Origin of the sequence: Streptomyces canus (genome assembly GCF_001514145.1) — a bacterium.
In the GTDB taxonomy this organism is placed as follows: Bacteria; Actinomycetota; Actinomycetes; order Streptomycetales; family Streptomycetaceae; genus Streptomyces; species Streptomyces canus.
The window spans coordinates 105,246-129,324 of sequence record NZ_KQ948671.1 but is presented as its reverse complement, the minus strand read 5'-3'; the positions used below and the strand labels follow the sequence as shown (position 1 = coordinate 129,324).

The 24,079-nt window shown below is 68.6% G+C and carries 28 protein-coding genes and 1 tRNA gene; 19 read left to right on the top strand and 10 right to left on the bottom strand.

Annotated elements, in window-relative coordinates; all coding sequences use genetic code 11:
* Window positions 1-284: 284 nt before the first annotated feature.
* Window positions 285-545, bottom strand: coding sequence for a hypothetical protein (locus AQJ46_RS38965; protein ID WP_057610853.1), 261 nt, complete (start codon window positions 543-545; stop codon window positions 285-287).
* 338 nt (window positions 546-883) lie between these two features.
* On the opposite strand from AQJ46_RS38965, the gene AQJ46_RS38960 reads away from it, so the two are divergent.
* Together AQJ46_RS38960 and AQJ46_RS38955 are read left to right on the top strand one after the other, a co-directional pair.
* Window positions 884-3,238 (top strand): immune inhibitor A domain-containing protein, encoded by a 2,355-nt coding sequence (locus AQJ46_RS38960; RefSeq protein WP_059210071.1) that lies wholly within the window; start codon window positions 884-886, stop codon window positions 3,236-3,238.
* Between the two features lie 113 nt (window positions 3,239-3,351).
* Entirely contained in the window at window positions 3,352-3,696 is a 345-nt protein-coding gene (locus tag AQJ46_RS38955) for a hypothetical protein (RefSeq protein WP_059210070.1), read from the top strand.
* Window positions 3,697-3,714: 18 nt separating this feature from the next.
* Here the strand turns inward: AQJ46_RS38955 and AQJ46_RS38950 are convergent, their stop codons facing one another.
* On the bottom strand, window positions 3,715-4,302 hold the full coding sequence (locus AQJ46_RS38950) for an isochorismatase family protein (RefSeq protein WP_059210069.1): 588 nt from the start codon (window positions 4,300-4,302) through the stop codon (window positions 3,715-3,717).
* Between the two features lie 75 nt (window positions 4,303-4,377).
* Window positions 4,378-5,724, bottom strand: coding sequence for a nicotinate phosphoribosyltransferase (locus AQJ46_RS38945; protein ID WP_059210068.1), 1,347 nt, complete (start codon window positions 5,722-5,724; stop codon window positions 4,378-4,380).
* 57 nt (window positions 5,725-5,781) lie between these two features.
* Here AQJ46_RS38945 and clpS point away from each other — a divergent pair, with 57 nt between their 5' ends.
* From clpS to AQJ46_RS38915, 7 genes are all read left to right on the top strand, one after another.
* Window positions 5,782-6,099: an ATP-dependent Clp protease adapter ClpS gene (gene clpS / locus AQJ46_RS38940; RefSeq protein ID WP_020138980.1), complete on the top strand. Its 318-nt coding sequence runs from the start codon at window positions 5,782-5,784 to the stop codon at window positions 6,097-6,099.
* Window positions 6,100-6,140: 41 nt separating this feature from the next.
* Entirely contained in the window at window positions 6,141-6,743 is a 603-nt protein-coding gene (locus AQJ46_RS38935; protein WP_059210067.1) for a DUF2017 domain-containing protein, read from the top strand.
* Between the two features lie 342 nt (window positions 6,744-7,085).
* Entirely contained in the window at window positions 7,086-8,531 is a 1,446-nt protein-coding gene (locus AQJ46_RS38930) for an amino acid permease (RefSeq protein WP_057610859.1), read from the top strand.
* A 92-nt stretch (window positions 8,532-8,623) separates the two neighbouring features.
* Window positions 8,624-9,055 (top strand): Mov34/MPN/PAD-1 family protein, encoded by a 432-nt coding sequence (locus AQJ46_RS38925; RefSeq protein ID WP_059210154.1) that lies wholly within the window; start codon window positions 8,624-8,626, stop codon window positions 9,053-9,055.
* An 88-nt stretch (window positions 9,056-9,143) separates the two neighbouring features.
* Window positions 9,144-9,239 (top strand): putative leader peptide, encoded by a 96-nt coding sequence (locus tag AQJ46_RS58850; protein ID WP_311717690.1) that lies wholly within the window; start codon window positions 9,144-9,146, stop codon window positions 9,237-9,239.
* A gap of 116 nt (window positions 9,240-9,355) precedes the next feature.
* Window positions 9,356-9,634, top strand: coding sequence for a MoaD/ThiS family protein (locus tag AQJ46_RS38920; RefSeq protein ID WP_059210066.1), 279 nt, complete (start codon window positions 9,356-9,358; stop codon window positions 9,632-9,634).
* A 6-nt stretch (window positions 9,635-9,640) separates the two neighbouring features.
* A complete protein-coding gene (locus AQJ46_RS38915; protein ID WP_037710629.1) occupies window positions 9,641-10,591 on the top strand; it encodes a PLP-dependent cysteine synthase family protein in 951 nt (316 codons plus the stop codon).
* A 4-nt stretch (window positions 10,592-10,595) separates the two neighbouring features.
* Here the strand turns inward: AQJ46_RS38915 and AQJ46_RS38910 are convergent, their stop codons facing one another.
* Complete coding sequence (locus tag AQJ46_RS38910) at window positions 10,596-11,045, bottom strand: type II toxin-antitoxin system PemK/MazF family toxin (RefSeq protein ID WP_059210065.1); 450 nt, start codon at window positions 11,043-11,045, stop codon at window positions 10,596-10,598.
* 234 nt (window positions 11,046-11,279) lie between these two features.
* On the opposite strand from AQJ46_RS38910, the gene AQJ46_RS38905 reads away from it, so the two are divergent.
* The gene (locus AQJ46_RS38905; RefSeq protein ID WP_059210064.1) at window positions 11,280-12,032 is read left to right on the top strand and encodes an MBL fold metallo-hydrolase; all 753 of its coding nucleotides are present in this window, start codon (window positions 11,280-11,282) and stop codon (window positions 12,030-12,032) included.
* A 72-nt stretch (window positions 12,033-12,104) separates the two neighbouring features.
* Here AQJ46_RS38905 and AQJ46_RS38900 read toward each other — a convergent pair whose 3' ends face one another.
* On the bottom strand, window positions 12,105-13,409 hold the full coding sequence (locus AQJ46_RS38900; protein ID WP_059210063.1) for a PTS transporter subunit EIIC: 1,305 nt from the start codon (window positions 13,407-13,409) through the stop codon (window positions 12,105-12,107).
* 248 nt (window positions 13,410-13,657) lie between these two features.
* On the opposite strand from AQJ46_RS38900, the gene AQJ46_RS38895 reads away from it, so the two are divergent.
* From AQJ46_RS38895 to rdgB, 4 genes are all read left to right on the top strand, one after another.
* On the top strand, window positions 13,658-13,891 hold the full coding sequence (locus AQJ46_RS38895) for a glucose PTS transporter subunit EIIB (RefSeq protein WP_057610863.1): 234 nt from the start codon (window positions 13,658-13,660) through the stop codon (window positions 13,889-13,891).
* A gap of 85 nt (window positions 13,892-13,976) precedes the next feature.
* Window positions 13,977-14,714, top strand: coding sequence for a ribonuclease PH (rph, locus tag AQJ46_RS38890; protein WP_059210062.1), 738 nt, complete (start codon window positions 13,977-13,979; stop codon window positions 14,712-14,714).
* A gap of 145 nt (window positions 14,715-14,859) precedes the next feature.
* Complete coding sequence (locus AQJ46_RS38885; protein ID WP_057610865.1) at window positions 14,860-15,264, top strand: hypothetical protein; 405 nt, start codon at window positions 14,860-14,862, stop codon at window positions 15,262-15,264.
* 11 nt (window positions 15,265-15,275) lie between these two features.
* Window positions 15,276-15,878 carry an RdgB/HAM1 family non-canonical purine NTP pyrophosphatase gene (gene rdgB / locus AQJ46_RS38880; protein ID WP_059210061.1) on the top strand — a complete coding sequence of 201 codons (603 nt, stop codon included), beginning with the start codon at window positions 15,276-15,278 and terminating at the stop codon, window positions 15,876-15,878.
* Between the two features lie 47 nt (window positions 15,879-15,925).
* On the opposite strand, the gene AQJ46_RS38875 is transcribed toward rdgB, so the two are convergent.
* The 4 genes from AQJ46_RS38875 to bcp all read right to left on the bottom strand — a co-directional run bounded on the left by AQJ46_RS38875 (window position 15,926) and on the right by bcp (window position 17,945).
* Window positions 15,926-16,008, bottom strand: a tRNA-Leu gene (locus AQJ46_RS38875).
* 13 nt (window positions 16,009-16,021) lie between these two features.
* A complete protein-coding gene (locus tag AQJ46_RS38870; protein ID WP_059210060.1) occupies window positions 16,022-16,699 on the bottom strand; it encodes an HNH endonuclease in 678 nt (225 codons plus the stop codon).
* Window positions 16,696-17,337, bottom strand: a complete 642-nt coding sequence (locus AQJ46_RS38865; protein WP_059210059.1) for an HNH endonuclease signature motif containing protein — start codon at window positions 17,335-17,337, stop codon at window positions 16,696-16,698. The genes AQJ46_RS38870 and AQJ46_RS38865 overlap by 4 nt, the downstream gene beginning before the upstream one ends.
* 140 nt (window positions 17,338-17,477) lie before the next feature.
* Window positions 17,478-17,945 carry a thioredoxin-dependent thiol peroxidase gene (gene bcp / locus AQJ46_RS38860; RefSeq protein WP_059210058.1) on the bottom strand — a complete coding sequence of 156 codons (468 nt, stop codon included), beginning with the start codon at window positions 17,943-17,945 and terminating at the stop codon, window positions 17,478-17,480.
* Between the two features lie 93 nt (window positions 17,946-18,038).
* Between bcp and AQJ46_RS38855 the strand changes: the two genes are divergently transcribed.
* Complete coding sequence (locus AQJ46_RS38855; protein WP_057610870.1) at window positions 18,039-18,368, top strand: DUF3618 domain-containing protein; 330 nt, start codon at window positions 18,039-18,041, stop codon at window positions 18,366-18,368.
* Between the two features lie 92 nt (window positions 18,369-18,460).
* Complete coding sequence (locus AQJ46_RS38850; RefSeq protein ID WP_202477632.1) at window positions 18,461-18,763, top strand: GroES family chaperonin; 303 nt, start codon at window positions 18,461-18,463, stop codon at window positions 18,761-18,763.
* A gap of 63 nt (window positions 18,764-18,826) precedes the next feature.
* Here the strand turns inward: AQJ46_RS38850 and AQJ46_RS38845 are convergent, their stop codons facing one another.
* Window positions 18,827-21,238, bottom strand: a complete 2,412-nt coding sequence (locus AQJ46_RS38845) for a transglycosylase domain-containing protein (RefSeq protein ID WP_059210057.1) — start codon at window positions 21,236-21,238, stop codon at window positions 18,827-18,829.
* A 202-nt stretch (window positions 21,239-21,440) separates the two neighbouring features.
* Here AQJ46_RS38845 and AQJ46_RS38840 point away from each other — a divergent pair, with 202 nt between their 5' ends.
* The 3 genes from AQJ46_RS38840 to AQJ46_RS38830 are packed head-to-tail and all read left to right on the top strand — an operon-like array spanning window position 21,441 to window position 24,053.
* Window positions 21,441-22,241 carry an ABC transporter permease gene (locus AQJ46_RS38840; protein ID WP_059210056.1) on the top strand — a complete coding sequence of 267 codons (801 nt, stop codon included), beginning with the start codon at window positions 21,441-21,443 and terminating at the stop codon, window positions 22,239-22,241.
* Window positions 22,234-23,055 carry an ABC transporter permease gene (locus AQJ46_RS38835; protein ID WP_057610872.1) on the top strand — a complete coding sequence of 274 codons (822 nt, stop codon included), beginning with the start codon at window positions 22,234-22,236 and terminating at the stop codon, window positions 23,053-23,055. Before AQJ46_RS38840 ends, AQJ46_RS38835 begins: the two co-directional genes overlap by 8 nt.
* Window positions 23,056-23,057: 2 nt before the next feature.
* Window positions 23,058-24,053 (top strand): ABC transporter ATP-binding protein, encoded by a 996-nt coding sequence (locus tag AQJ46_RS38830; protein ID WP_225887502.1) that lies wholly within the window; start codon window positions 23,058-23,060, stop codon window positions 24,051-24,053.
* Window positions 24,054-24,079: the final 26 nt, after the last annotated feature.

Sequence of the window (24,079 nt, the reverse complement as noted above, 5' to 3'; positions counted from 1 at the left end):
TGACTTCGGCACCGGCACGGCCTGGACCGCCGAGCCGCCCGCGAGTTGCGGGCGACCGGTGGCGAATGCGACGGGCCCGCCCCGGCGAACCCGGGGGCGACTCGGCGCGCCCGTGCCGGGACCGTGACGGTGGGGCCTGAGCGGTGACGCGGGACCGGTACAGGGCCCGCACCGCTGAGCCTCCCGCGAGCCGCCGGCGACCGTCGGCGACCGCGACGGGCGCCCCGGCTCGTCCCGGCGAACCCGGGGACGACCCGGCGCGCCCGGCTCGGCGAAGCCGGTGTTCAGGCGGCGGTCTTGGAACTCGTGGCCACGGCGGGCACGGGCTCTTCCGCCGGGCGTTCGGCGGGCCTGCTCACCGCGACGACGCGGGGCTTGGGCTGCGGCACGGTCATGGCGACCAGTAGGCCGAGGGCGAGCGCCGAGACGGCGATGACCGCGGTCCCCACGGCCGAACTCGTCTGTGACAGCAGCAGCATGGCGAGCGTCGAGAAGATGACGGTGATCGAACCGTAGGCGATCTGTGCGGCGGTCGGACGAGGCATGGCAATCGTGTCCTCGGAATCGGGGGTCCACGGGGGGCGTCGGCCTGGCATTCCGCCGACACCCGGGCGTTCCGCCAATCGACTCTAATCGGCTGTGTGCCCGAGTGGAACGAACGGTAAGCGTGACCTAACCAACAGTGCCGGAGCACAGGGGGCGCACGGAGTCATGACGTCCATCAAGTGGACGGCTGTGCGCGCCCGTCGTGTTGCAGTCATGTGTCCGCAATACGAACACCGGCTCCCAATAATGCAATTGACGGGTCCAAGTCAAGATCTGTCTTTTCTCCCCAACCTTTAGTCAAATACGGCTCACTTGCCTTGATAGGGGAGGGGCACAAGTGACTGACAGATCCTGGACGTTCAGGACGGCGGCGACGATCGTCGCCCTCGCGGCCGCCTCGGCCACGTTCTCGACGTTCGCCGTGGCACAGGCCGCGGACGGCACGTCCACGAAGGCTTCCGCGGTCGACCGGAACGACCCACAGCCGGCGAAGGCCAGGGAGCACGACTTCGACGGCCCGCTGACCAAGACCAAGGAGGCGCAGCGCCAGGAGGCGCTCGACCAGGTCATATCCGGGAACGCCACGGTGAAGAACCGCAACGGCTCTCAGGTGGTCGAGCTCAAGAGCCGCAAGGGCGACAGCAAGTACGTCGAACTCGGCCGTGAGAAGACCGACAAGATCTTCACCATCCTGGTGGAGTTCGGCGACCAGGTCGACCCCCGCTACGGCGGCACGACCGGCCCGCTGCACAACAAGATCGCCCAGCCGGACCGCAAGCTGGACAACAGCACGGCCTGGCAGGCGGACTACAACCAGGCGCACTTCCAGGACCTCTACTTCGGCACCGGCAAGAAGAGCGAGTCGCTGAAGAAGTACTACGAGAAGCAGTCCTCGGGCCGCTACTCGGTCGAGGGCGAAGTGACCGACTGGGTCAAGGTCCCCTACAACGAGGCCCGTTACGGCTCCAACGACGCCCCCACCGGCGCCTGGTACGCGGTCCAGGACGGCGTCAACGCCTGGGTCGCCGAGCGCGAGGCCGCGGGTGACTCGGCCACCGAAATCGCCGCGGAACTGGCCGAGTTCGACCAGTGGGACCGCTACGACTTCGACGGCGACGGCAACTTCAACGAGCCCGACGGCTACATCGACCACTTCCAGATCGTGCACGCCGGCGAGGACGAGTCCGCCGGCGGCGGCGCCCAGGGCGCGGACGCCATCTGGGCCCACCGCTGGTACGCCTTCGCCAGCGACGCCGGCGCCTCCGGCCCGGCCGGCAACAAGCTCGGCGGCACCCAGATCGGCGACACAGGCATCTGGGTCGGCGACTACACCATCCAGCCGGAGAACGGCGGCCTGGGCGTCTTCGCCCACGAGTACGGCCACGACCTCGGCCTGCCCGACGAGTACGACACCTCCGGCGGCGGCGAGAACTCCACCGGCTTCTGGACCCTGATGTCCTCCGGCTCCTGGCTCGGCACCGGCAAGGACTCCATCGGAGACCTGCCCGGCGACATGAACGCCTGGGACAAGCTCCAACTGGGCTGGCTCGACTACGACGTGGCCACTGCGGGCAAGAGGTCCACCCACAAGCTGGGCGTCGCGGAGTACAACACCAAGAACGCGCAGGCGCTCGTGGTCCAGCTGCCGAAGAAGACGGTCACCACCCCGGTGGTCACCCCGGCGCAGGGCGCCACCCAGTGGTGGAGCGGCAGCGGTGACGACCTGCGCAACACCCTGACCCGCCCGCTCGACCTGACGGGCAAGTCCTCGGCGGCGCTGACCCTCGACGGCTGGTGGGACATCGAGCAGGACTTCGACTACCTCTACACCGAGGTCTCCACCGACGGCGCCAACTGGACGCCGGTCGACGGCACTCTGGCCGACGGCACCGCCATCCCGAGGGACGGCAGCGGCAAGCCCGCCCTCACCGGCACGGTCGACGCCCACCAGAAGCTGACCTTCCCGCTGAACGCCTACGCGGGCAAGAACATCCAGCTGCGCTTCCGCTACCAGACCGACGGCGGAGTCGCCCAGAAGGGCTTCACGGCCGACGAGATCACGGTGACCGCCGACGGCGCGACCCTCTTCTCCGACAACGCCGAGACGGCCGACGCCGCCTGGACCGCGAACGGCTTCTCGCGCATCGGCGCCTCGATCACGGACGACTACGCGCAGTACTACCTCGCCGAGAACCGCCAATACGTGTCGTACGACAAGGTGTTGAAGGTCGGCCCGTACAACTACGGCTTCTCGACGACCCGTCCGGACTGGGTGGAGCACTACGCCTACCAGAACGGCCTGTTGATCTGGAAGTGGGACACCTCCCAGGCGGACGACAACACCAGCCAGCACCCGGGCGAGGGCCTGATCCTGCCGATCGACTCCCACCCGACCGCGCTGAAGTGGTCCGACAACACGCTGATGCGCAACCGCATCCAGGCCTACGACTCCACCTTCAGCTGGTACCCGACGGACTCGATCACGCTCCACAAGGCCGACGTCCCGACGAAGATCAAGTCCAAGCCGGGCGTCCCGGTCTTCGACGACGGCACGTCGAGCTACTACGACCCGTCGAACCCGTTCGCAGGGGTCAACATCACTGACACCGACACCCGGATCAAGATCGTCAAGGAGCCCCTCGACGGCTCGACGATCACGCTCCAGGTCGGACCTTCGGCCAAGAAGAAGTAAAGTCGCAGGTCAGAAGCGTATCGGCGGCAACCCCTGGCGGGTTGCCGCCGATCGTGTTTAGGTGCGTCCTGTGGCTCCCTTATTGACACCGACGCACACGGGGGTGTGACCGCATGGCCGCAGGAGGTTTCTGCAAGCTGCCGAACGGCAGGGTGGTGGTGGCGCTGAACCTGCCCCGCCCGCCGACCGACGGCTGCGGCAGCGTGCGGGTACTCGTCCACGCCCAGAACCGGGCGCGCGCCCTGACCAGGCTGCGCAACCTGGGTCTGCGCGCCGTGTACCTGCGCGGCAACGGCGCGCCCCCGACCCCGGACGAGATCACGGCCGTACTGCACCACCCGGACGGCCTGATATGGCGTACGGCCCCTGACAACGCTGTCGTGGGCGGTCCCGAGCTGGCCCAGGAGCTGTGGCATCCGATCAGGTCACTGCTGAGGAGGCCGGCGGCACCGGCCTGAGCGCCCGTTTCCGACCGGCTAGACGACCGGCTTCCCGGACAGCTCCACGCCCGCCGCCCGCATCTCCTCGATCGCCCGCTCGGTCGTCGTCTCGGCGACCCCGGCGGTGAGGTCGAGGAGGACCTGCGTACGGAAGCCCTCCCGGGCCGCGTCCAGCGCGGTGGCCCGTACGCAGTGGTCCGTGGCGATCCCGACCACGTCGACCTCGGAGACCTCCCGCGCCCGCAGCCAGTCGGCCAGCGTCACGCCGTTCTCGTCGGCCCCCTCGAACCCGCTGTACGCCGCCGCGTACGCCCCCTTGTCGAAGACCGCGTCGATCGCCCCGGAGGCGACGGCCGGCGCGAAGTTCGGGTGGAACCCCACCCCCTCGGTCCCGGCGACGCAGTGCGCGGGCCAGGAGTGCACGAAGTCGGGGTTGTCCGCGAAGTGGCCGCCGGGTGCGATGTGGTGGTCGCGGGTGGCCACCACATGCTGGTAGCCGGAGCCCGCCGCCTGCCCGATCAGCTCGGTGACGGCGGCGGCCACATCGGCACCGCCGGCCACCGCGAGACTGCCTCCCTCGCAGAAGTCGTTCTGCACGTCAACGACGATCAAGGCGCGGCGCATGTGGGTGTCCTTCGACTGTTGGGTGAACTTACGAGCCTAGAGACTTCGGCGGCACTGCGGGAGGGCGCACCCGCATTAGCTACCCGAGCGCCCCTGGACGTACTCCGTCGGAAGGACCGGTTCTCCGCGCGAGAGCTGGGTCGCCGACAGCGGCAGGTTGGCCCGGGCAGCGGCATGCCGGTCCCGTACGACGTCCAGCGCCTCCCGCGCGACGACCTCGCCGCCCTTGACCAGCTCCACCAGCAGCTGCCGGTCCGCGAGCGCGGGCGGAACCGCCCCCGTGCCCACCACCTCGGCCTCAGCGACCCCCTCGGCGTCCAGCCGCCGCGCCGCCCACTTGCGCCCGCCGACCGAGGTCTTGCCCCCGGTCGACTTCTTCGCCACCGGCACCAGCGGCGCCTTCGGGTCCGCGGACTCGGCACGCGCGACCAGTTTGTAGACCATCGAGCAGGTGGGCTGCCCGGACCCGGTCACCAGCTGGGTGCCGACGCCGTACGCGTCCACCGGAGCCACGGCCAGCGAGGCGATGGCGTACTCGTCGAGGTCGGAGGTGACGATGATCCGGGTGCTCTTCGCACCCAGCTCGTCCAGCTGCTGACGCACCCGGTGCGCGACGAGGAGCAGGTCGCCGGAGTCGATGCGCACGGCCCCCAGCTCGGGCCCGGCGACCTCGACGGCCGTACGGACGGCCTCGGTGACGTCGTACGTGTCGACGAGCAGGGTGGTGCCCCGGCCCAGCGAGTCCACCTGGGCCTGGAAGGCGTCCCGCTCGTGGTCGTGCAGCAGGGTGAAGGCGTGGGCGGAGGTGCCCACCGTGGGGATGCCGTAGCGGAAGCCGGCCGCGAGGTCGGAGGTGGTGGCGAAGCCGCCGACGTAGGCGGCCCGGGAGGCTGCCACGGCGGACAGCTCGTGGGTGCGGCGGGCACCCATCTCGATCAGCGGCCGGTCACCCGCGGCCGAGGACATCCGGGAGGCGGCCGCGGCTATCGCGGAGTCGTGGTTGAGGATCGACAGGATCACGGTCTCCAGGAGCACGCACTCGGCGAAGGAGCCCTCCACCCGCATGATCGGCGAACCAGGGAAGTACACCTCGCCCTCCGGGTAGCCCCAGATGTCGCCGCCGAAGCGATAGGAGGCGAGCCAGTCCCGGGTCTCCTCGTCCACGATGTTCTGCTCCCGCAGGAAGCCGAGGACGTCCGCGTCAAAACGGAAGTTCTCCACCGCGTCCAGCACCCGGCCGGTGCCCGCGACGACGCCGTAGCGCCGCCCCTCCGGCAGCCGTCGGGTGAAGACCTCGAAGACGCTGCGCCGCCCGGCGGTACCCGCCTTCAGCGCGGCCTGCAGCATCGTCAGCTCGTACTGGTCCGTGAAGAGCGCCGTCGAAGGAACATCCACCGGCAGCCCAAGGTCCGCTGTGTTCATGACGAGGATGGTACCCCCATTCGCGTCAGTGTGACGATTTATGCGGTGCGTGGCAGCATGGGCCGTGTGACGTCACCCGCTCCCGTAGAGATCGAACGCACCGAGTCGGCGGAAGAGGTCTTCGCCGTCCCCGAGCCGGACGTCCCCTGGGTCACGATCGTCCACAACGACCCGGTCAACCTCATGAGCTACGTGACCTACGTCTTCCAGACGTACTTCGGCTACTCGAAGGACAAGGCCACGAAGCTGATGATGGACGTCCACCACAAGGGCCGGGCGGTCGTCTCCAGCGGATCCCGCGAGGAGATGGAGCGTGATGTGCAGGCCATGCACGGCTACGGTCTGTGGGCCACGCTCCAGCAGGACCGGAAATGACCCGACCCCGCCCGCAGGACCGGAAGTAGCGATAACGCCTGATGCCAGGAACCTTCGAACCGCTCCCCGGCGGCGGCGCGGCCGTCGCCCTCGACGACGTCGAGATCTCCATCATCCGGTCGCTGGCCGTCCAGCTCCTGGAGCTCATCGGCCCGGGCCCCGCCGAGGACGCCCCCGACGACCCCCTCGCCGAGCTCTTCGCGGACGGCCCGAGCGAGCCGCCGTCCGACCCGGTGCTCAAGCGGCTGTTCCCGGACGCCTACAGCGACCCCGAGGGCACCCCCCAGGCCAAGGAGGCCGAGGAGCAGCGGGCGTACTCCTCGGAGTTCCGCCGCTACACGGAGAACGACCTGCGGACCGGCAAGCGCGAGAACGCCCTGGCGGTGGTCCGCTCGCTGGACGCGCTGAACTCCGCGGGCGAGGGCGGGGCGGTCCTCAAGCTGTCGACCGGTGAGTCCCAGCAGTGGCTCGGCGCCCTCAACGACCTGCGGCTCGCGATCGGCTCCCGCCTCGACATCACCGCCGAGGAGGACACCGACCTCCTCTACCGGCTCCCTGACGAGGACCCCCGTAAGCCCATGGTGATGGCGTATCTGTGGCTGGGCGGGCTCCAGGAGACCCTCGTGGCCACCCTTATGCCGTGAGTTGTGACGGTTTCGTGCCCGCTTTTGAGGGTGATGTGTTCGCTCAGAGGACGCTCAAATCCGGATAACGATCACGTCACCGCCCTGACGGCTTTCGCGGGTTCCGGGCGCCGTTTGTCCGCTTCTTCCTGTGACCTGTGCCATATGTCGCACAGGTGATCAACGTTGCGGCCGTGATAAATCTTCACGACCGCCCGGCGAGCACCACCCGTATGTTCCGCCGGGTGCGCCACCGAGCCGGCAACCGCCGGCCAGGCACCACTCCATCAATCCGGGGGGATCGAGATCCGGTCCGCGGCCGACGAAGGCCCGGTTCGGTATGGAGAAAGGCGCACCACACACATGACCTCCGCTCAGGTCGACACAGGCACGGGCTCAGGCCCGGAGAAGACCTCCGAAGAGGGGTACGAACGCGGACTCGGCAGCCGCCAGGTCCAGATGATCGCGATCGGCGGCGCCATCGGCGTCGGCCTCTTCCTCAACGCCGGGGCGAACATCGCCAAGGCCGGTCCGAGCCTCATCCTCATGTACGCCGTCGCCGGCGTGATCATCTTCTTCATCATGCGGGCACTCGGCGAGCTGCTGCTCTACCGCCCGGTCTCCGGTTCCTTCGCGGAGTACTCCCGCGAATTCCTCGGCCCGTTCTTCGGCTACTTCACCGGCTGGACGTACTGGCTGCTGTGGGTCGTCACCGGTATGGCCGAACTCACCGCCGCCGCGATCTACGTCAACTACTGGTTCCCGGCCGTCCCCCAGTGGACGACCGCCCTGGTCTTCCTGGTCGTCCTGTTCGTGGCCAACCTGATCTCGGTGAAGCTGTTCGGCGAGATCGAGTTCTGGTTCTCGATGATCAAGGTCACCGCCCTCATCGGCATGATCGTGATCGGTCTCGGCGTCCTCACCTTCGGCTTCAGCGCCGCCGGCGACACCGCCGCGGTCTCCAACCTCTGGGCCTTCGACGGCTTCTTCCCCAAGGGCATCGGCTCGTCCCTGATGACCCTGCAGGGCGTGATGTTCGCCTACCTCGCCGTCGAACTGGTCGGCGTCACCGCCGGTGAGTCCGAGAACCCCGAGAAGACCCTCCCCAAGGCGATCAACACCCTGCCCTGGCGCATCGGCCTCTTCTACGTCGGCGCCCTCACCGTCATCCTGTGCGTGGTGAAGTGGACCGAGTTCGCGGCGGGCGTCAGCCCCTTCGTGAAGGCCTTCGCCGTGATCGGCATCCCGGCGGGCGCCGGCATCGTGAACTTCGTCGTCCTCACCGCGGCCCTGTCCTCCTGCAACTCCGGCATGTACTCCACGGGCCGCATGCTGCGCACCCTGGCCGACAGCGGCGAGGCACCCCAGGCCTTCAACAAGCTCTCCGCGACGCGGACGCCGGCGCTGGCCATCACGGTCTCCGTGCTCTTCATGGGCATCGGCGTGGTGCTGAACTACGTCGTGCCGGAGAAGGCCTTCGGATACGTCGTCTCGGTCGCGACCGCGGCGGGCATCTGGACCTGGCTGATGATCCTGATCAGCCATGTGCGCTACCGCCGCGAGGTCGTGGCCGGCCGGCTGCCCGCCTCCTCCTTCCCGGCGCCGGGCGGCTCCGTCGGCAGCTGGATCGCCATCGTGTTCCTGCTCTTCGTGACCTGCCTGATCGCGTACGACGCCGACTCCCGCGTCTGTCTGTACGTGATGGCCGGATGGGCCGCCGCGCTGGGGATCGGCTGGGCCGTACTGAAGACCCGCAACCCCGGGATCACGGACCGGCGCGAGCCGGAGTTCGAGAAGGCCGCGGGCTAGGAAGTCCGGAACAGCTCCGGCACCCGTCCGGCATGTGGGCCGCTGCGTACCGATCCTCGGTACGCAGCGGCCCTCTGCTTATCCTTTCCGACATGCTGACCATCACCCAGGCCCTCGTCGACCAGATCGTCGCGCACGCGCGCAAGGACCACCCCGACGAGGCGTGCGGAGTCGTCGCGGGACCGGCCGGATCGGACCGGCCCGAGCGGTTCATCCCGATGCTGAACGCGGCCATGTCGCCCACGTTCTACGAGTTCGACTCCGGCGACCTGCTCAAGCTCTACCGCGAGATGGACGACCGCGACGAGGAGCCGGTGGTCATCTACCACTCCCACACCGCGACCGAGGCCTACCCCTCCCGCACGGACATCTCCTACGCCAACGAACCCGGCGCCCACTACGTCCTGGTCTCGACAGCGGACACCGACGGCCTCGGCGACTTCCAGTTCCGCTCCTACCGGATCGTCGACGGCGAGGTCACCGAGGAGGACGTGGAGATCGTCGCGGCGTACCAGGAGGCCTGAGCTGCCGTATCTCAGCCAGTGGCCCCATTTCGTCCACATGGTGGGATCACACTCCGGGACCCGGACCGGGAATCGATACGATGACCCCATGGTTTCTTACGACGTGAGCGAGAAGACGCCGGGCAGCCTGCTCGTGGCGCGGCTGCACGTCGACCTGTGCAGGCTCGCCAGCGCCATCTGTTGACGCTGCCTCTGCCGCCGTACGGCCGTGGGCCGCGGCGCTCCACACACGCACCACCTGCTGTACCAGCGCTGCCGCGCGCCCACCGACCCGCCACCATCCGACAGGAGCCCTGAGCCATGGCCATCGAGGTCCGCATCCCGACCATCCTCCGCACCTACACCGAGGGCCAGAAGGCGGTGGAGGGCAACGGGAACACCCTCGCCGAGCTCTTCGCCGACCTCGAGACCCGGCATGCGGGCGTCCAGGCCCGCATCGTGGACGGCGGCGAGCTGCGCCGCTTCGTCAACGTCTACCTGAACGACGAGGACGTCCGCTTCCTCGACGGCATCAACACCAAGCTCACCGACGGCGACAACGTCACGATCCTGCCGGCCGTGGCCGGCGGCATGGCCTGATCGTCGATGCGTTACGACTCCCCGCTGGCCGCGGTGGGCAACACCCCTCTGGTGCGCCTGCCGCGGCTCTCGCCGTCCGCCGACGTCCGCATCTGGGCCAAGCTCGAGGACCGCAACCCGACCGGCTCGGTAAAGGACCGCCCCGCCCTGCACATGATCGAGCAGGCGGAGAAGGACGGCCGCCTCACGCCCGGCTGCACCATCCTCGAGCCCACCTCCGGCAACACCGGCATCTCCCTCGCGATGGCCGCCAAGCTCAAGGGCTACCGGATCGTGTGCGTGATGCCCGAGAACACCTCGCAGGAGCGCCGGGACCTGCTCGCCATGTGGGGCGCCGAGATCATCTCGTCCCCCGCCGCGGGCGGCTCCAACACCGCCGTACGGGTCGCCAAGGAGCTGTCCGCCGAGCACCCCGACTGGGTGATGCTCTATCAGTACGGCAACCCCGACAACGCGGGCGCCCACTACGCGACCACCGGCCCGGAGATCCTCGCCGACCTCCCCTCCGTCACCCACTTCGTCGCGGGCCTCGGCACCACCGGCACCCTGATGGGCGTCGGCCGCTACCTGCGCGAACACCGGCCCGACGTGAAGATCGTCGCCGCCGAACCGCGCTACGACGACCTGGTGTACGGGCTCAGGAACCTGGATGAGGGCTTCGTACCGGAGCTGTACGACGCGTCGGTGCTGACGACCCGCTTCTCCGTCGGCTCCGCGGACGCGGTCACCCGCACCCGCGAGCTCCTCCAGCAGGAGGGCATCTTCGCGGGCGTCTCCACGGGCGCCGCCCTGCACGCGGCGATCGGCGTCGGCAACAAGGCCGTGAAGGCCGGCGAGAGCGCGGACATCGTCTTCGTCGTCGCCGACGGCGGCTGGAAGTACCTCTCGACGGGCGTCTACACGGCCGCCACGACGGAGGAAGCGATCGAGACGCTGCAGGGTCAGCTCTGGGCGTGACGTACTACGTCGCCAGGTGACGGACCTGGTCCCAGAGGGCCGGGTCCACCACCCCCACCTTCCGCCGGAAGTCCCCCACCGGCACCGCACGCAGCTCGTCGGTCTCCAGGAAACTCGCGCGCCCCTGCGCGTCCCCGACGGCACCCGGCGGCAGCGGGATCACCCCGGACCGCTCGTCGTGGTACTTGCTGGTGATCTTCGCGACGGTCGCCCGCTTCCCGCGCACCGCGAGCACCAGACAGGGCCGGTCCTTGCCCCCGGGCCCGTCCTCGTACGGCACGTTCGCCCACCAGATCTCCGCGGGCCGCGGCCGGACCACGGTTCGCCCGGACGGCCGATCGACCCGGTCCGCGCGCCCCTTCGGCCGACGCCCCCGGCCCCACCCGTCCACGAGCGTCGCGACCAGCGCGAGCAGTACCACCGCCGCGAGTGCGAGCCACCAGGACGTGTCCATGAGGACGACGTTACCGGCGCACGATCAGCCCTGCGCGCCCTCTGCGCAAGCCGTAAGCGCGGTCACACTCCCCACCCACCCCCGGTCCAGCCGAACCGGTGACAGCACAGGTGAGTTCGCCCACAACAGCCCTTGGCGGAGGAGCGACCGGAGGTTTTGCGCCTTACGCTCGACGGACCGCACGACCCCCGTCTCCATCCCAGAAAAGTTCCCGCCAGCGGAGGTTTCTGTTTTATGAAGCTCACCGTCGTCGGCTGCTCGGGGTCGTTCCCGTCCGCGGAATCGGCCTGCTCGAGCTACCTCGTCGAGGCCGACGGCTTCCGGCTGCTTCTCGACATGGGCAACGGTGCCCTTGGCGAGCTGCAGCGCCACTGCGGTCTCTACGACCTCGACGCGATCTTCCTCAGCCATCTGCACGCCGACCACTGCATCGACATGTGCGCGTACTTCGTCGCACGCTACTACCGCCACGACGGCGGCCGCTGCGACCCCATCCCGGTCTACGGCCCCGAAGGCACCGAACACCGCCTCACCACGGCCTACGCCGACACCCCCACCGCCTCCTCCATGAGCGAGGTCTTCGACTTCCACACGGTCAAGCCGTCCACCTTCGACATCGGCCCGTTCACGGTCCACACGGAGCGAGTGGCGCACCCGGTGGAGGCGTACGGCATCCGCGTCGAGCACGGCGGGAAGTCCCTGACGTACTCCGGCGACACGGGTGTCAGCCCCGCTCTGACCGAACTCGCCCGCGACACCGACCTGTTCCTGTGCGAGGCGGCCTTCACGCACGGCAAGGAGAGCATCCCCGACCTGCACCTCAACGGCCGCGAGGCGGGTGAGACGGCGACCCGCGCAGGAGCCCGCCGCCTGGTCCTCACCCACATTCCCCCGTGGACCGACCCGCAGGTCAACCTCGCCGACGCCCAAGCGGTGTTCGACGGTCCGGTGTCCCTGGCGGTGCCGAGACTGTCGTACGACATCTAGCCCCTACGGCATGACGAAGGCCCCCGGAGAGGTTCAGGACTCCGGGGGCCTTCGTCACACTCCGGCCGACAATCAGGCCTTCGTGAGGTCCTCGACCTCCTCCTCGGGCTCGCGACCCGGGGTGGGAAGGTTCCACTTGATGATGGCGAAGCGGAAGACGGCGTAGTAGACCGCGCCGAAGACCAGGCCGACCGGGATCAGCAGCCAGGGCTTGGTGGAGATGCCCCAGTTGATGAAGACGTCGATGAAGCCGGCCGAGAAGCTGAAGCCCATGTGCATGCCCAGCGCCCACGTCACCGCCATCGAGACCGCGGTGAGGACCGCGTGGATGGCGTAGAGCACCGGGGCGATGAACATGAACGTGAACTCGATCGGCTCGGTGACACCCGTGATGAACGAGGTCAGCGCCATCGACATCATCATGCCCATCACGGCCTTGCGGCGCTCCGGACGGGCCGAGTGGGCGATCGCGAGGGCGGCGGCGGGCAGGCCGAACATCATGATCGGGAAGAAGCCAGTCATGAACATGCCGGCGCTCGGATCGCCGCCGAAGAAGCGCGGCAGGTCACCGTGGAAGACGGTGCCGGAGGAGTTCGTGAACTCGCCGATCTGGAACCAGGCCACGGAGTTGACGAACTGGTGCATGCCGATCGGGATCAGCGCGCGGTTGATCAGACCGAAGAGGGCCGCACCGAAGGAGCCGAGGCCGGTCATCCACTCGCCGAAGTTGGTGATCACGTTGCCGATGGGCTCCCAGCCCAGGACGACCAGGACACCGAGAACCGTGCCGACGGCGGCCGTGATGATCGGGACGAGCCGACGGCCGTTGAAGAAGCCGAGCCAGTCGACGAGCCTCTTGCGGTGGTAGCGCTGCCACAGCACAGCGGTCAGCAGACCGAGGATGATGCCACCCAGCACGCCCGGGTTCTGGAAGCTCGCGGTCTGCGCGGCCTCGGTGCCCTTCTGCCAGAAGCCGCCGCCGAGCCCGGTCGGTGTGTAGGTGGCGCCCTCGTGGCCGTCCTTGATCGGGTACTGGTGGATCACCGCGTAGTAGGCGAGGAAGCCGACCACCGCGGCCAGCGCCGTGGAACCGTCGGACTTCTTCGCGAAGCCGATGGCCACGCCTATACAGAACAGCAGGGGCAGACCGAAGGAACTGTCCAGCAGCGCGCCGCCGGCACCGGCGAACACCTTCGCCACGTCAGCCGGTATGTGGAACCGCTCCTGGGAGTCGGCTTGACCGAGCCGGAGCAGAATGCCCGCCGCCGGCAACACGGCGATAGGCAACTGCAGGCTGCGGCCGACCTTCTGCAGGCCCTGGAAAAGACCGGAACCCCGCTTCTTCGCGGGGGCCGCCGTGTCGGTGGCGGTGCTCATAACTCCTCCATCGGGTGGTGGTCTACACCACTCAGTGGTGTAGACCTGTTGTACACGATGAGGGCGTTATAAGGAACCCATCAATTCCGCAACCGGAGGACTCCCTCCCCGCACCCGCTCCTGGGTTGGCGGCCACCCCCCAGGTGGTGTAGACCAGTTACCGACGATTGGGTTGCTGTCACGTCATCTTCGGTACGTACGGCGCAATCGCTCGCGAAACTGGGCCCACCGTGCGTGAGGAGACCGACATGGCCACCAAGGCAGAGAAGATCGTCGCCGGACTCGGCGGCATCGAGAACATCGAAGAGATCGAAGGCTGCATCACCCGCCTCCGCACCGAGGTCATCGACCCCGGCAAGGTCGACGAAGCCGCCCTCAAGGCCGCCGGCGCCCACGGCGTCGTCAAGATGGGCACCGCCATCCAGGTCGTCATCGGCACCGACGCCGACCCCATCGCCGCGGACATCGAAGACATGATGTGAGACCGGAGACCGTCCCGGCCAAGGGGGCCCTCCCATCCCGGGAGGGCCCCCTTCCGCATCCCCGTCTCCCGCTAGGCTCAACGCCATGTCTCGAATCGACGGCCGCACCCCCGAACAACTCCGCCCGATCACCATCGAACGCGGCTGGAGCAAGCACGCCGAGGGCTCCGTCCTCGTCTCCTTCGGCGACACGAAGGTCTTCTGCACCGCCACCGTCAGCGAAGGCGTCCCCCGCTGGCGCAAGGGCAGCGGCGAGGGCTGGGTCACCGCCGAGTACTCCATGCTGCCCCGCGCCACCAACACCCGCGGCGACCGCGAGTCCGTCCGCGGCAAGATCGGCGGCCGTACGCACGAGATCAGCCGCCTCATCGGCCGCTCCCTGCGCGCGGTCATCGACTACAAGGCCCTCGGCGAGAACACCATCGTCCTCGACTGCGACGTCCTCCAGGCCGACGGCGGCACCCGCACCGCGGCCATCACCGGCGCCTACGTCGCCCTGGCCGACGCCGTCGCCTGGGCCCAGGGCAAGAAGCTGATCAAGGCCGGCCGCCAGCCGCTGACGGGCACCGTGAGCGCGGTCTCCGTCGGCATCGTCGGCGGAGTACCCCTCCTCGACCTCTGCTACGAGGAGGACGTGCGCGCCGACACCGACATGAACGTCGTCTGCACCGGCGACGGCCGCTTCGTCGAGGTCCAGGGCACCGCCGAGGCCGAGCCCTTCGCCCGCGACGAACTCAACTCCCTCCTCGACCTCGCGGTCTCGGGCTGCTCGGAACTCGCTGTCCTGCAGAGCAAGGCGCTTGATACGGTCCTCGAAAGGTAAAGGGACCGCCAAGAACGGTGGCCGGCACGCGCAACCCGACCGGCCGCCCCGGCGTCTTCGGGAGTACGGGCGCCCGCTGTGCACAACGGGCGCCCGGCCAGTCAACGGGGGCCTCCTGAGGCCTGCCACAGGAGGGAACAGATCCATGGCCGCGAGCCGACGCCGCCGTAGTCGCCATATCACCATCGCCGCCGCGGTGGCCGCCGTAGGACTCACGGTCGGCCTCACCACCGGCTGCGACGCCGTCAGCAAGGCACTGGACTGCGTCCAGACCGCCGAGGCGGTCGCCGACAGCGTCACCGACCTCCAGCAGGCCGTGGAGAACGCGTCGAACGACCCGACCCAGATCGACGAGGCCCTCACCTCCATCGACCAGAACCTCGACGAGATCGGTGACAAGACCGACAACACCGACGTCAACAAGGCGGTCGACAACCTCAGCGAGGCCGTCACCAACGTCCGTACGGCGGTCAAGAACGGCGACGAGACGCCGGACCTGAGCCCCATCACCGACGCGGCCGGCGAACTGACGAAGGTCTGCACACCGTAATACTGGTGGGCATGACGCGCCTGATCCTCGCCACCCGCAACGCCGGCAAAATCACCGAACTCCACGCGATCCTCGCCGACGCAGGTCTGCCCTTCGACCTCGTCGGCGCGGACGCGTACCCCGAGATCCCCGACGTCAAGGAAACCGGCATCACCTTCGCGGAAAACGCACTCCTGAAGGCCCACGCCCTCGCGCAGGCAACGGGCTTGCCGGCCATCGCCGACGACTCCGGCCTGTGCGTGGACGTCCTGAACGGCGCCCCGGGAATCTTCTCCGCCCGCTGGTCGGGCACGCACGGAGACGACAAGGCCAATCTGACGCTGCTGTTGGCCCAACTGTCGGACATCGCCGACGAACACCGCGGCGCCCACTTCGCCTGCGCGGCGGCCCTCGCCCTGCCGGACGGCACGGAGAGGGTGGTCGAGGGCCAGTTGCGGGGCGTCCTCCGCCACACCCCTGTCGGCACGAACGGCTTCGGCTACGACCCGATCCTCCAGCCGGAGGGCGAGACCCGGACCTGCGCCGAGCTGACGGCAGAGGAGAAGAACGCGATCAGCCACCGGGGGAAGGCGTTCAGGGCGCTGGTGCCGGTGGTGCGGGAGTTGTTGGGCTGACCAGTACGAACGGAGGGGCCATCCTGGACGGACGGCCCCTCACAGTGTGCGGCCGATGGGATTCGAACCCACATGGGCAAACGCCCCGAGGCACCTAAAACCTCTGCTTATACCATTCAGCAACGGCCGCCTGCCCGCCCATGCTACCGGGGATGAGCTGCTCGTCTATTCCCGCCTCGGCACCAGGTGCTGGTGACCGCGTGGCAGTTGGGGCACAACAAGCGCAGGTTCTCTCGCCGGTTGTCGCTCCAGTCCCCGTTGATGTGATCGACCTCCAGGGTCATGGGCTTGCCGAGCCATTCGGGGCCTGTACCGCACTCGGCGCACTCCTCGGGCACCCCCACTTCCAAGAGCGCCCGGCGGAGCAGGTGGGTTCTGGTCCGACGGATGCCGTCACGTTGGACCAGGATGTCTTCAGCGTGCCTCAGCGGTGTGGTGCCCGGCCCGCCGCGTTGATGTGCCTGCCCAAGGAAGTGGGACATGTCGAGATCGTCCTCGGCGACCCAGCAGCGGAGCTGAGCACGCGACCTGCTGTTGTAGGGCTCCATGCCCAGAGCCCGGAGCGTATCCGCGATGGAGGTTGCGCCTTCAACCGCCTGACGCAGCTCGTCCGCGGCCGGTCTGTCGGGCGCTTCCCTCGCTCGCCGCTGACGGGGCATGTGAGAGACGTCGATCCCGAAGTGGTCGAAGCGCCGGAAGAGATGGCTGCGTAGTCGACCGTATGGGCGGGTGCCGAAGAAGGCGATGACCTCATCGATGTCCGAACACCGCGCGGCGGCCTCCGCCAGTTGTTCCTGTGTGTACCGTACGCCGTTGCTCATGAGGTCCTGGCCTTGCCCCGGCCTCGGTAACGGTCCGTCGTCGAGTGGCAGTTGGGACACAGGAACCGCAGGTTCTCGATGCGGTTGTCGCGCCAGTTGCCATTGATGTGGTCGACTTCCAGAGGGAGTGGACGTCCTCGCCAGACCGCTTCCGTGCCGCACAGGGCGCAGCGCTCCCGTACACCTGTCTCCTTCATCGCCCACCGGAGGCGATCACTGGGGATGCGTCGAGCCTGCCCGTGCGGCTGCTCGACGAGCAGGTTCTCCGGCGTTCGGGGCCGCCAGGTCTTGCCCCGCTGTGAAGGCGCCCGGAAATGCGAGACGTCGATGCCGTACGCCTTGATCCGCCGGCTGATGTGTGTGTGGTGCCCGCCCACCACCTCGAGTCCTAGCCGGCGCAGCACCTCGCACATGTTCGTCGACGCCGAGACGGCTTCCTGGAGGATCTCCCGCGTCCACTTCACCCCCTCCCGCTCGAAGTGCGAGATGTCCACGCCCAGTTTCTTCATCCGCTCGACGACGTACCGCCGGGTCGAACTCCGCGGATCCACCCCCAACCTCTGCAACGCCTCGGACAACGTCCGAGCTCCCCGAGCCGCCTCCTCCAGCCGCTCCCTGGTGTACGCACTGGCCCCCACCGAACCCCCTCCATTCCCGACCGCATGTTCGCGACCTCGTACGGAGTAACGAACCGCTTATCGGACAGTCACGCCCGAAACGTAAAGCGGCCTGCACCCGGCATTCCGGTGCGAGCCGCTCGGCAGGGGGACGTGGAGGCTCAGATACCCAGGTCCTTGATGATCTTCGCCACGTGGCCCGTAGCCCGGACGTTGTACAGGGCCCGTTCGACCTTGCCCTCCTCGTCCACGATGATCGTGGAGCGGATGACGCCCACGTAGGTCTTGCCGTAGTTCTTCTTCTCGCCGTACGCCCCGTAGGCCTCGGTCACGGCCTTCTCCGGGTCGGCCAGCAGCGTGACCTTCAGGGATTCCTTCTCGCGGAACTTCGCCAGCTTCTCCGGGGCGTCCGGGGAGATGCCGAGGACGTCGTACCCGGCGCCGGCCAGCACCTCCAGGTTGTCGGTGAAGTCGCAGGCCTGCTTCGTGCAGCCCGGGGTCAGGGCGGCCGGGTAGAAGTAGACGATGACCTTGCGGCCCTTGTGGGCGGAGAGGGACACGTCGTTGCCATCGGCGTCGGGCAGGGTGAAGGCGGGGGCCACGTCCCCGGGCTGGAGTCGCTCGCTCATTGGGTCAGCGTAACCGGGGGTCCTGACAGTGCGGTCGCGGTCGGAACTGACAGACTGTCCAGGACACGTAGCAGCGACCCCGGAGGCCCCACCGTGGCGGACACGTCGGACATCAGAACCCCGGCGCAGATCGAGGCGGACATCAAGCGCCGCCGCGAGTTGCTGGCCGAGACGCTCGACGAGATCGGGGTGCGGGTGCACCCGAAGACGATCGTCGGCGACGCCAAGGCCAAAGTCGTCTCCAACATCGACCACACGCTCGGGCGGGCGTACGTCTCGGTCAACAAGGCCGTCACGGACGTGAAGGCCCAGTTCGTGGACGAGGAGGGCGCGCCCCGGCTGGAGCGCGTCGTGCCCGTCGCCCTCGTCGCCGTGGGACTCGTGGGGCTGCTCGCCCTGGGAACCCGGCGCCGCAAGGGCTGACCCGGCCGCGTACACGGGCGCCGAAGACAGGTAGGTTCAGTGGCGTGAGCGCGAAGAGAAACGACACCCCGCAGGACAAGCTGCCCATCCGGATGCTGCACGACCGCGTACTCGTGCGGCAGGAGAACGGTGAGGGCGAGCGGCGGTCGGGCGGCGGCATCCTCATTCCCGCCACCGCGGCCGTCGGACGCCGGCTGGCCTGGGCCGAGGTGGTCGCCGTGGGGCAGAACGTACGGACCGTGGAGCCCGGTGACCGGGTGCTGTACGACCCCGAGGACCGGGCCGAGGTCGAGGTGCGCGGGACCGGTTACGTCCTCATGCGTGAGCGTGACCTGCACGCCGTGGCGGCCGACCGGTTCGAGGGTTCCGAGGACTCGACGGGCCTGTACCTGTAGACAGCGGTCCGAAAGGGGCCGGTGACCGACGTCACCGGCCCCTTTCGCCGTGTCGCGGGACGGTCAGTCCCATCTGTACGTGCTGACCAGGCCCGCGCCCTCCGTCGTCGCCCCGCCGCTCGGTGTGTCTCCGGTGGTTCCCCCGGTCGTGTCACCCGTCGTGCCGCCGTCGGTCGTGGTGCCGCCGTTCGTGGTGCCCCCCGTGGTCCCGCCGGTCGTCGTGCCGCCGTCGGTCGTACCGCCACCGGTGGTCGTGTCGCCGGTGGTGCCGCCCGTCGTGGTGTCGCCGCCGGTCGTGGTCGTGCCGCCGTTGTCCTGGCCCTGGGTCTGGCCCTGGGTCTGGCCCGGGGTCTCCTCGCCGCCGGTGGTGTCGCCGGTGGTGCCGCCGTCGTCCTGGCCGCCCGTGGTCGGGTCGACGGGGGCCTGGCTGCTCGGGGCCTGGATCTCGGCGCCCGGCTGGAGCTCGAGGTCGAAGTCGGTGGCCTGCTTCCCCTTCAGGGCGGCCTTGGTGTACTGCGCCCAGATCTCGGCGGGCGGCCCACCGCCGTTGACGCGCTGCAGACCCATCGCGCCGTACAGCGACTTGTGGGCGGCGGTCACCGGGTCCTGGCCCATGACGGAGACGACCGTGGCGAGTTCGGGGGTATAGCCGGCGAACCAGGCCGCGGTGTCCTCCTCGGCGGTGCCGGTCTTGCCGGCGGCGGGACGGTCGGCGGCCTGGGCGGCGGTGGCGGTGCCGTTCTCGACGACGCTCTGCAGGATCGAGGTGGTGGTGTCGGCGGCCTGGCGGCTGACGGCCTGGCTGCTGCGCTGCTTGGGCAGCTCGACGGTGTCCGCGCCGTCCTTGGTGATCTTGTTGATCATCGTGTACGTGCCGTGCCGGCCGTGGTTGGCGAGGGTGGCGTAGGCCTCCGCCATGTCGAGGACGCTCGCGGTGTTCACGCCGAGCGCGATGGACGGGGAGGCCGTCAGGTCCGGGGTGTCGGAGGGGATGCCCAGGTCGATCGCGGTTTGCTTGACCTTGTCGGAGCCGACGTCGACGGCCATCTGCGCGTACACCGAGTTGACGGACTTGTCGGTGGCCTCGCGGACGGTGATCTCGCCGTAGGAGCCCTGGTCCTCGTTCTCGGGGGCGTAGGTGCCGCCGTTCCATCCCACGACCGGGCGTTTGTTGGTGCCGTCGTAGTAGGTGTTGGGGGTGATGGACTGGCCGTCCTGCGTCTCGGAGTCGTTCTGGACGGCCGCGGCGAACACGATGGGCTTGAAGATGGAGCCGACCTGGAAGTCGCCGCGGGTCGCGCCGTTCGTGTACTGCTTGACGTAGTCGACGCCGCCGTACATCGCGACGACCTTGCCGGTCTTCGGGTCGACGGAGGCGCCGCCCGCGCGGACGTAGTTGTCGACCTTGTTGTTCTTCTTGTCGAGTTTCTTCATCACCTGGTCGTTGACGGCCTTCACGAAGGCGTCCTGCTTGCTCTTGTCCAGGGTGGTGGTGATGCGGTAGCCGCCGGCCTCCAGCTGCTCCGCGGTGACGATCTTGTTGGTGGTGAGGTAGTCCTTGATCGCCTGCACGATGTAGCCGCGCTGCCCGGACAGGCCGGTGGAGACGGTCTGCTCCTTGGGCATCGGGAACTTCAGGCCGGTGCGCGCGGACTGGGCCAGCCAGCCCTTCTTGACCATGCCGTCCAGGACGTAGTTCCAGCGGGCCTCGGCCGCCGCCTTGTTCTCGGGGTGTGCGACGACGTCGTACTCGCTCGGCGCGTTGACCAGTGCGGCAAGGTAGGCGGCGTGGGCCGGGTCGAGGTCGACGGCGTCGATGCCGTAGTAGGCCTGGGCGGCGGACTGGATGCCGTAGGCGTTGCGGCCGAAGTAGCTGGTGTTGAGGTAGCCCTCGAGGATCTGGTCCTTGGACTGGGTGCGGTCCAGCTTGATCGAGATGAAGAACTCCCTGGCCTTGCGGGTGACGGTCTGCTCCTGGGCCAGGTAGTAGTTCTTCACGTACTGCTGGGTGATCGTGGAGCCGGACTGCTTGCCCTTGCCGGTGGCGGTGTTCCAGCCGGCGCGGAGCATGGCCTTGGGGTCGATCGCGGACTCGCTGTAGAAGTCGCGGTCCTCGGCGGCCAGTACGGCGTGCTGGGCGTCCTTGGAGATCTGTGCGAGGGAGACGTTCTCGCGGTTGACCTCGCCGTCGCGGGCGAGCTGGCTGCCGTCGGCGTAGAGGTAGACGTTGGACTGCTTGGTGGCGAGCGCGTTGGCCGGCGGGATCTTGACCATGGAGTAGCCGAGGAAGAACAGGCCGGCCAGGACGATCAGCCCGAGGACGAAGGTGCTCAGCACCATGCGCCATGTCGGGATCAGCCGTCGCCAGCCCGTACGCCGGGGCCGCTTGGCCTTCTTCTTCCCACCGGGCTGTTCAGCCGCTTGTGGGTCTGTCGGTGCCCAGCCCTCGGTCGGCTGCTGCGGCTGGTCGCTCATCTCGTGCACGGACTCCTGTTTCGCCTCGTACGTTCCCGTACGCCCTCGTACGCCTTCTGCGTCCCCTCTTGAAGACTCTCGCACCCTGCGTTCCGTTCCCGGATATGGCGCGCGTCTCGCCCGGAAAATGAGTGGCCCGCCCCGTCACCTGCGCACTAGGCTCCTGCGCTTTGGTGCCGGCGGGCCGAGGAGGGCTGTGGATGTGGGTTCCTGGCGGTTGTACGCGGCCGTCGCTGCGGGCGGATTCAGACGGTACGCGACATATCGCGCGGCCACGCTCGCAGGGGTGTTCACCAACACCGTCTTCGGTGTGATCCTCGTCTACACCTATCTCGCGCTGTGGGACGAGAAGCCCCATCTCGGGGGCTACGATCAGGCGCAGGCGGTCACCTACGTATGGCTGGGGCAGTGCCTCTACTCGACGCTGGCCATCCAGGGCGGCGGGGCCGAGAAGGACGTGATCGAGCGGATCCGCACGGGTGAGATCGCGGTCGATCTGTACCGGCCGGCTGACCTCCAACTGTGGTGGCTGGCCAGCGACTTGGGCCGCTCGCTGTTCCAGCTGCTGGGACGCGGCGTGATCCCCTTCGTGTTCGGCGCGCTGTTCTTCCCGATGGCGCTGCCCACGGACGTCACCTCGTGGGCGGCCCTGTTCGTGGCGCTGCTGCTCGCGATGGTCGTCAGCTTCGGGATCCGCTATCTGGCGGCCCTGAGCGTGTTCTGGCTGATGGACGGCATGGGCATCATGCAGGCCGTGATGATCACGGGCGTCTTCTGCTCGGGCATCGTGTTCCCGCTGAACGCCTTCCCGGGGGTGCTGGGTGACATCGTGCGGGCGCTGCCGTGGGCGGCGCAGCTCCAGATGCCGGCGGACGTGCTGATGGGGGAGGCCGATCCGCTCGGTGCGTACGCCTTTCAGGCGACGTGGGCGGTGGTGCTGCTGGCGGCGGGGCGGCTGCTGCAGTCGGCGGCGACGCGGCGGGTGGTGGTGCAGGGTGGCTGAGATGTCCCGTCTGGGTGAGGGTGTGCGGGCCTACTGGTTGATCGCGGGCATGTGGGTGCGCTCCTCCATGACCTACCGCACCTCCTTCGTCGTCACCATGTTCGGCAATCTGCTGATGACCGGCCTGGACTTCGTCGGGATTCTGCTGATGTTCTCGCAGGTCGACTCGCTGGGCGGCTGGGGCCTGCCGGAGATCGCCTTCCTCTACGGCCTCTCGGTCACCTCTTTCGGGATCGCCGACCTGGTGCTCGGCTCGATGGATGTGCTGGGCGCCCGGATCCGTGACGGCTCCTTCGACATCCTGCTGGTGCGGCCGGCACCGGTGCTCGCCCAGATCGGCGCGGACCGTTTCGCGGTGCGCCGGCTGGGCCGGATCACCCAGGGCACGGTGGTGCTGGTCTGGGCGCTGGCTTCGGTCGACGTCGACTGGAGTGCGGCGAAGGTGCTGCTGGTGCCGGTGATGGTGGTCAGCGGTGCGGCGATCTTCTGCGCGGTGTTCGTGGCGGGCGCGGCCTTCCAGATCTTCGCGCAGGACGCCTCCGAGGTGCAGAACGCGTTCACGTACGGCGGTACGACGCTGCTTCAGTACCCGCCGACGGTGTTCGGGAAGGACTTCGTGCGCGGGGTGACGTTCATGCTGCCCCTCGCCTTCGTCAACTGGGTGCCGGCCTCTTATGTCCTGGACCGGCCGTACCCGCTGGATCTGCCGCAGTGGGCGGCCTTCGCACCGCCGCTGGTGGCGGTGGCGTGCGGTGCGCTGGGCGGGCTCGCGTGGCGGGCGGGCCTCGGTTCGTATCGGAGTACGGGGAGTTAGGGGTGGACCAGGTGGTGGACGTGGCGGTGGATGCCTTCATCGAACTCGACCGCGTCGAGAAGGTCTTCGACGTGCGCAAGAAGACGGGTTTCCTCAGGCGGGAGCGGCGCCAGGTGCGGGCGGTCGACTCGATCTCCTTCACCGTGGCGCGCGGCGAGATGGTCGGGTACATCGGCCCGAACGGCGCCGGCAAGTCGACGACGATCAAGATGCTGACGGGCATCCTGACGCCGAGCGGTGGTCGGCTGCGGGTGGCGGGGATCGACCCGTCCCGGGAGAGGACGAAGCTCGCCCACCGCATCGGCGTGGTCTTCGGTCAGCGCACGACCTTGTGGTGGGACCTCCCGCTGATCGACTCGTACAAGCTGATGCACCGCATGTACCGCATCCCGGACGCCCGTTACCGCGAGAACCTCGACCGCTGCGTCGAACTCCTCGAACTGGCCGACCTGTTGGACGTCCCGGTACGACAGCTGTCGCTGGGGCAGCGGATGCGGGGCGACATCGCGGCGGCTCTGCTGCACGACCCCGAGGTGCTGTACCTGGACGAGCCGACCATCGGACTGGACGTCATCTCCAAGGCCAAGGTGCGGGGATTCCTTCGGGAGTTGAACACCGAGCGCGGCACGACGGTCCTGCTGACCACGCATGACCTCCAGGACATCGAGCAGCTCTGCTCGCGCGTGATGGTCATCGACCACGGGCGCCTGATGTACGACGGTCCCCTCACCGGCCTCCATGAGGTGGGCGAGAGCGAGCGGACCCTCGTGGTGGACCTGGAGCGGGAGTTGCCGCCGATCGAGGCGGCGCCCGCGCGCGTGGTGAAGGTGGAAGGGCCGCGGCAGTGGCTGGCGTTCCCGGCGTCCGAGTCGGCGGCGCCGCTGGTGGCGCGGGTCGCGGCGGAGTACCCGCTGGTGGATCTGTCGGTGCGGGAGCCGGACATCGAGGCGGTGATCGCGAAGATGTACGCGGGAGAAGCGGAGAAAGCGGTGTCGTAGCCGTGGGGAGGGGTTGCTCGTAGGCT

Coding starts and splice junctions, on each gene's coding strand:
- AQJ46_RS38955 (WP_059210070.1), top strand. CDS start 3,352: ATGGCCGCAGGAGGTTTCTGCAAGCTGCCGAACGGCAGGGTGGTGGTG.
- AQJ46_RS38950 (WP_059210069.1), bottom strand. CDS start 4,302: ATGCGCCGCGCCTTGATCGTCGTTGACGTGCAGAACGACTTCTGCGAG.
- AQJ46_RS58850 (WP_311717690.1), top strand. CDS start 9,144: ATGGTTTCTTACGACGTGAGCGAGAAGACGCCGGGCAGCCTGCTCGTG.
- AQJ46_RS38910 (WP_059210065.1), bottom strand. CDS start 11,045: ATGGACACGTCCTGGTGGCTCGCACTCGCGGCGGTGGTACTGCTCGCG.
- bcp (WP_059210058.1), bottom strand. CDS start 17,945: ATGAGCGAGCGACTCCAGCCCGGGGACGTGGCCCCCGCCTTCACCCTG.
- AQJ46_RS38935 (WP_059210067.1), top strand. CDS start 6,141: ATGCCAGGAACCTTCGAACCGCTCCCCGGCGGCGGCGCGGCCGTCGCC.
- AQJ46_RS38905 (WP_059210064.1), top strand. CDS start 11,280: ATGAAGCTCACCGTCGTCGGCTGCTCGGGGTCGTTCCCGTCCGCGGAA.
- AQJ46_RS38895 (WP_057610863.1), top strand. CDS start 13,658: ATGGCCACCAAGGCAGAGAAGATCGTCGCCGGACTCGGCGGCATCGAG.
- AQJ46_RS38870 (WP_059210060.1), bottom strand. CDS start 16,699: ATGAGCAACGGCGTACGGTACACACAGGAACAACTGGCGGAGGCCGCC.
- AQJ46_RS38945 (WP_059210068.1), bottom strand. CDS start 5,724: ATGAACACAGCGGACCTTGGGCTGCCGGTGGATGTTCCTTCGACGGCG.
- AQJ46_RS38920 (WP_059210066.1), top strand. CDS start 9,356: ATGGCCATCGAGGTCCGCATCCCGACCATCCTCCGCACCTACACCGAG.
- AQJ46_RS38965 (WP_057610853.1), bottom strand. CDS start 545: ATGCCTCGTCCGACCGCCGCACAGATCGCCTACGGTTCGATCACCGTC.
- AQJ46_RS38885 (WP_057610865.1), top strand. CDS start 14,860: ATGGCCGCGAGCCGACGCCGCCGTAGTCGCCATATCACCATCGCCGCC.
- AQJ46_RS38925 (WP_059210154.1), top strand. CDS start 8,624: ATGCTGACCATCACCCAGGCCCTCGTCGACCAGATCGTCGCGCACGCG.
- rdgB (WP_059210061.1), top strand. CDS start 15,276: ATGACGCGCCTGATCCTCGCCACCCGCAACGCCGGCAAAATCACCGAA.
- AQJ46_RS38850 (WP_202477632.1), top strand. CDS start 18,461: ATGCTGCACGACCGCGTACTCGTGCGGCAGGAGAACGGTGAGGGCGAG.
- rph (WP_059210062.1), top strand. CDS start 13,977: ATGTCTCGAATCGACGGCCGCACCCCCGAACAACTCCGCCCGATCACC.
- AQJ46_RS38900 (WP_059210063.1), bottom strand. CDS start 13,409: ATGAGCACCGCCACCGACACGGCGGCCCCCGCGAAGAAGCGGGGTTCC.
- AQJ46_RS38930 (WP_057610859.1), top strand. CDS start 7,086: ATGACCTCCGCTCAGGTCGACACAGGCACGGGCTCAGGCCCGGAGAAG.
- AQJ46_RS38845 (WP_059210057.1), bottom strand. CDS start 21,238: ATGAGCGACCAGCCGCAGCAGCCGACCGAGGGCTGGGCACCGACAGAC.
- AQJ46_RS38915 (WP_037710629.1), top strand. CDS start 9,641: ATGCGTTACGACTCCCCGCTGGCCGCGGTGGGCAACACCCCTCTGGTG.
- clpS (WP_020138980.1), top strand. CDS start 5,782: ATGGGCCGTGTGACGTCACCCGCTCCCGTAGAGATCGAACGCACCGAG.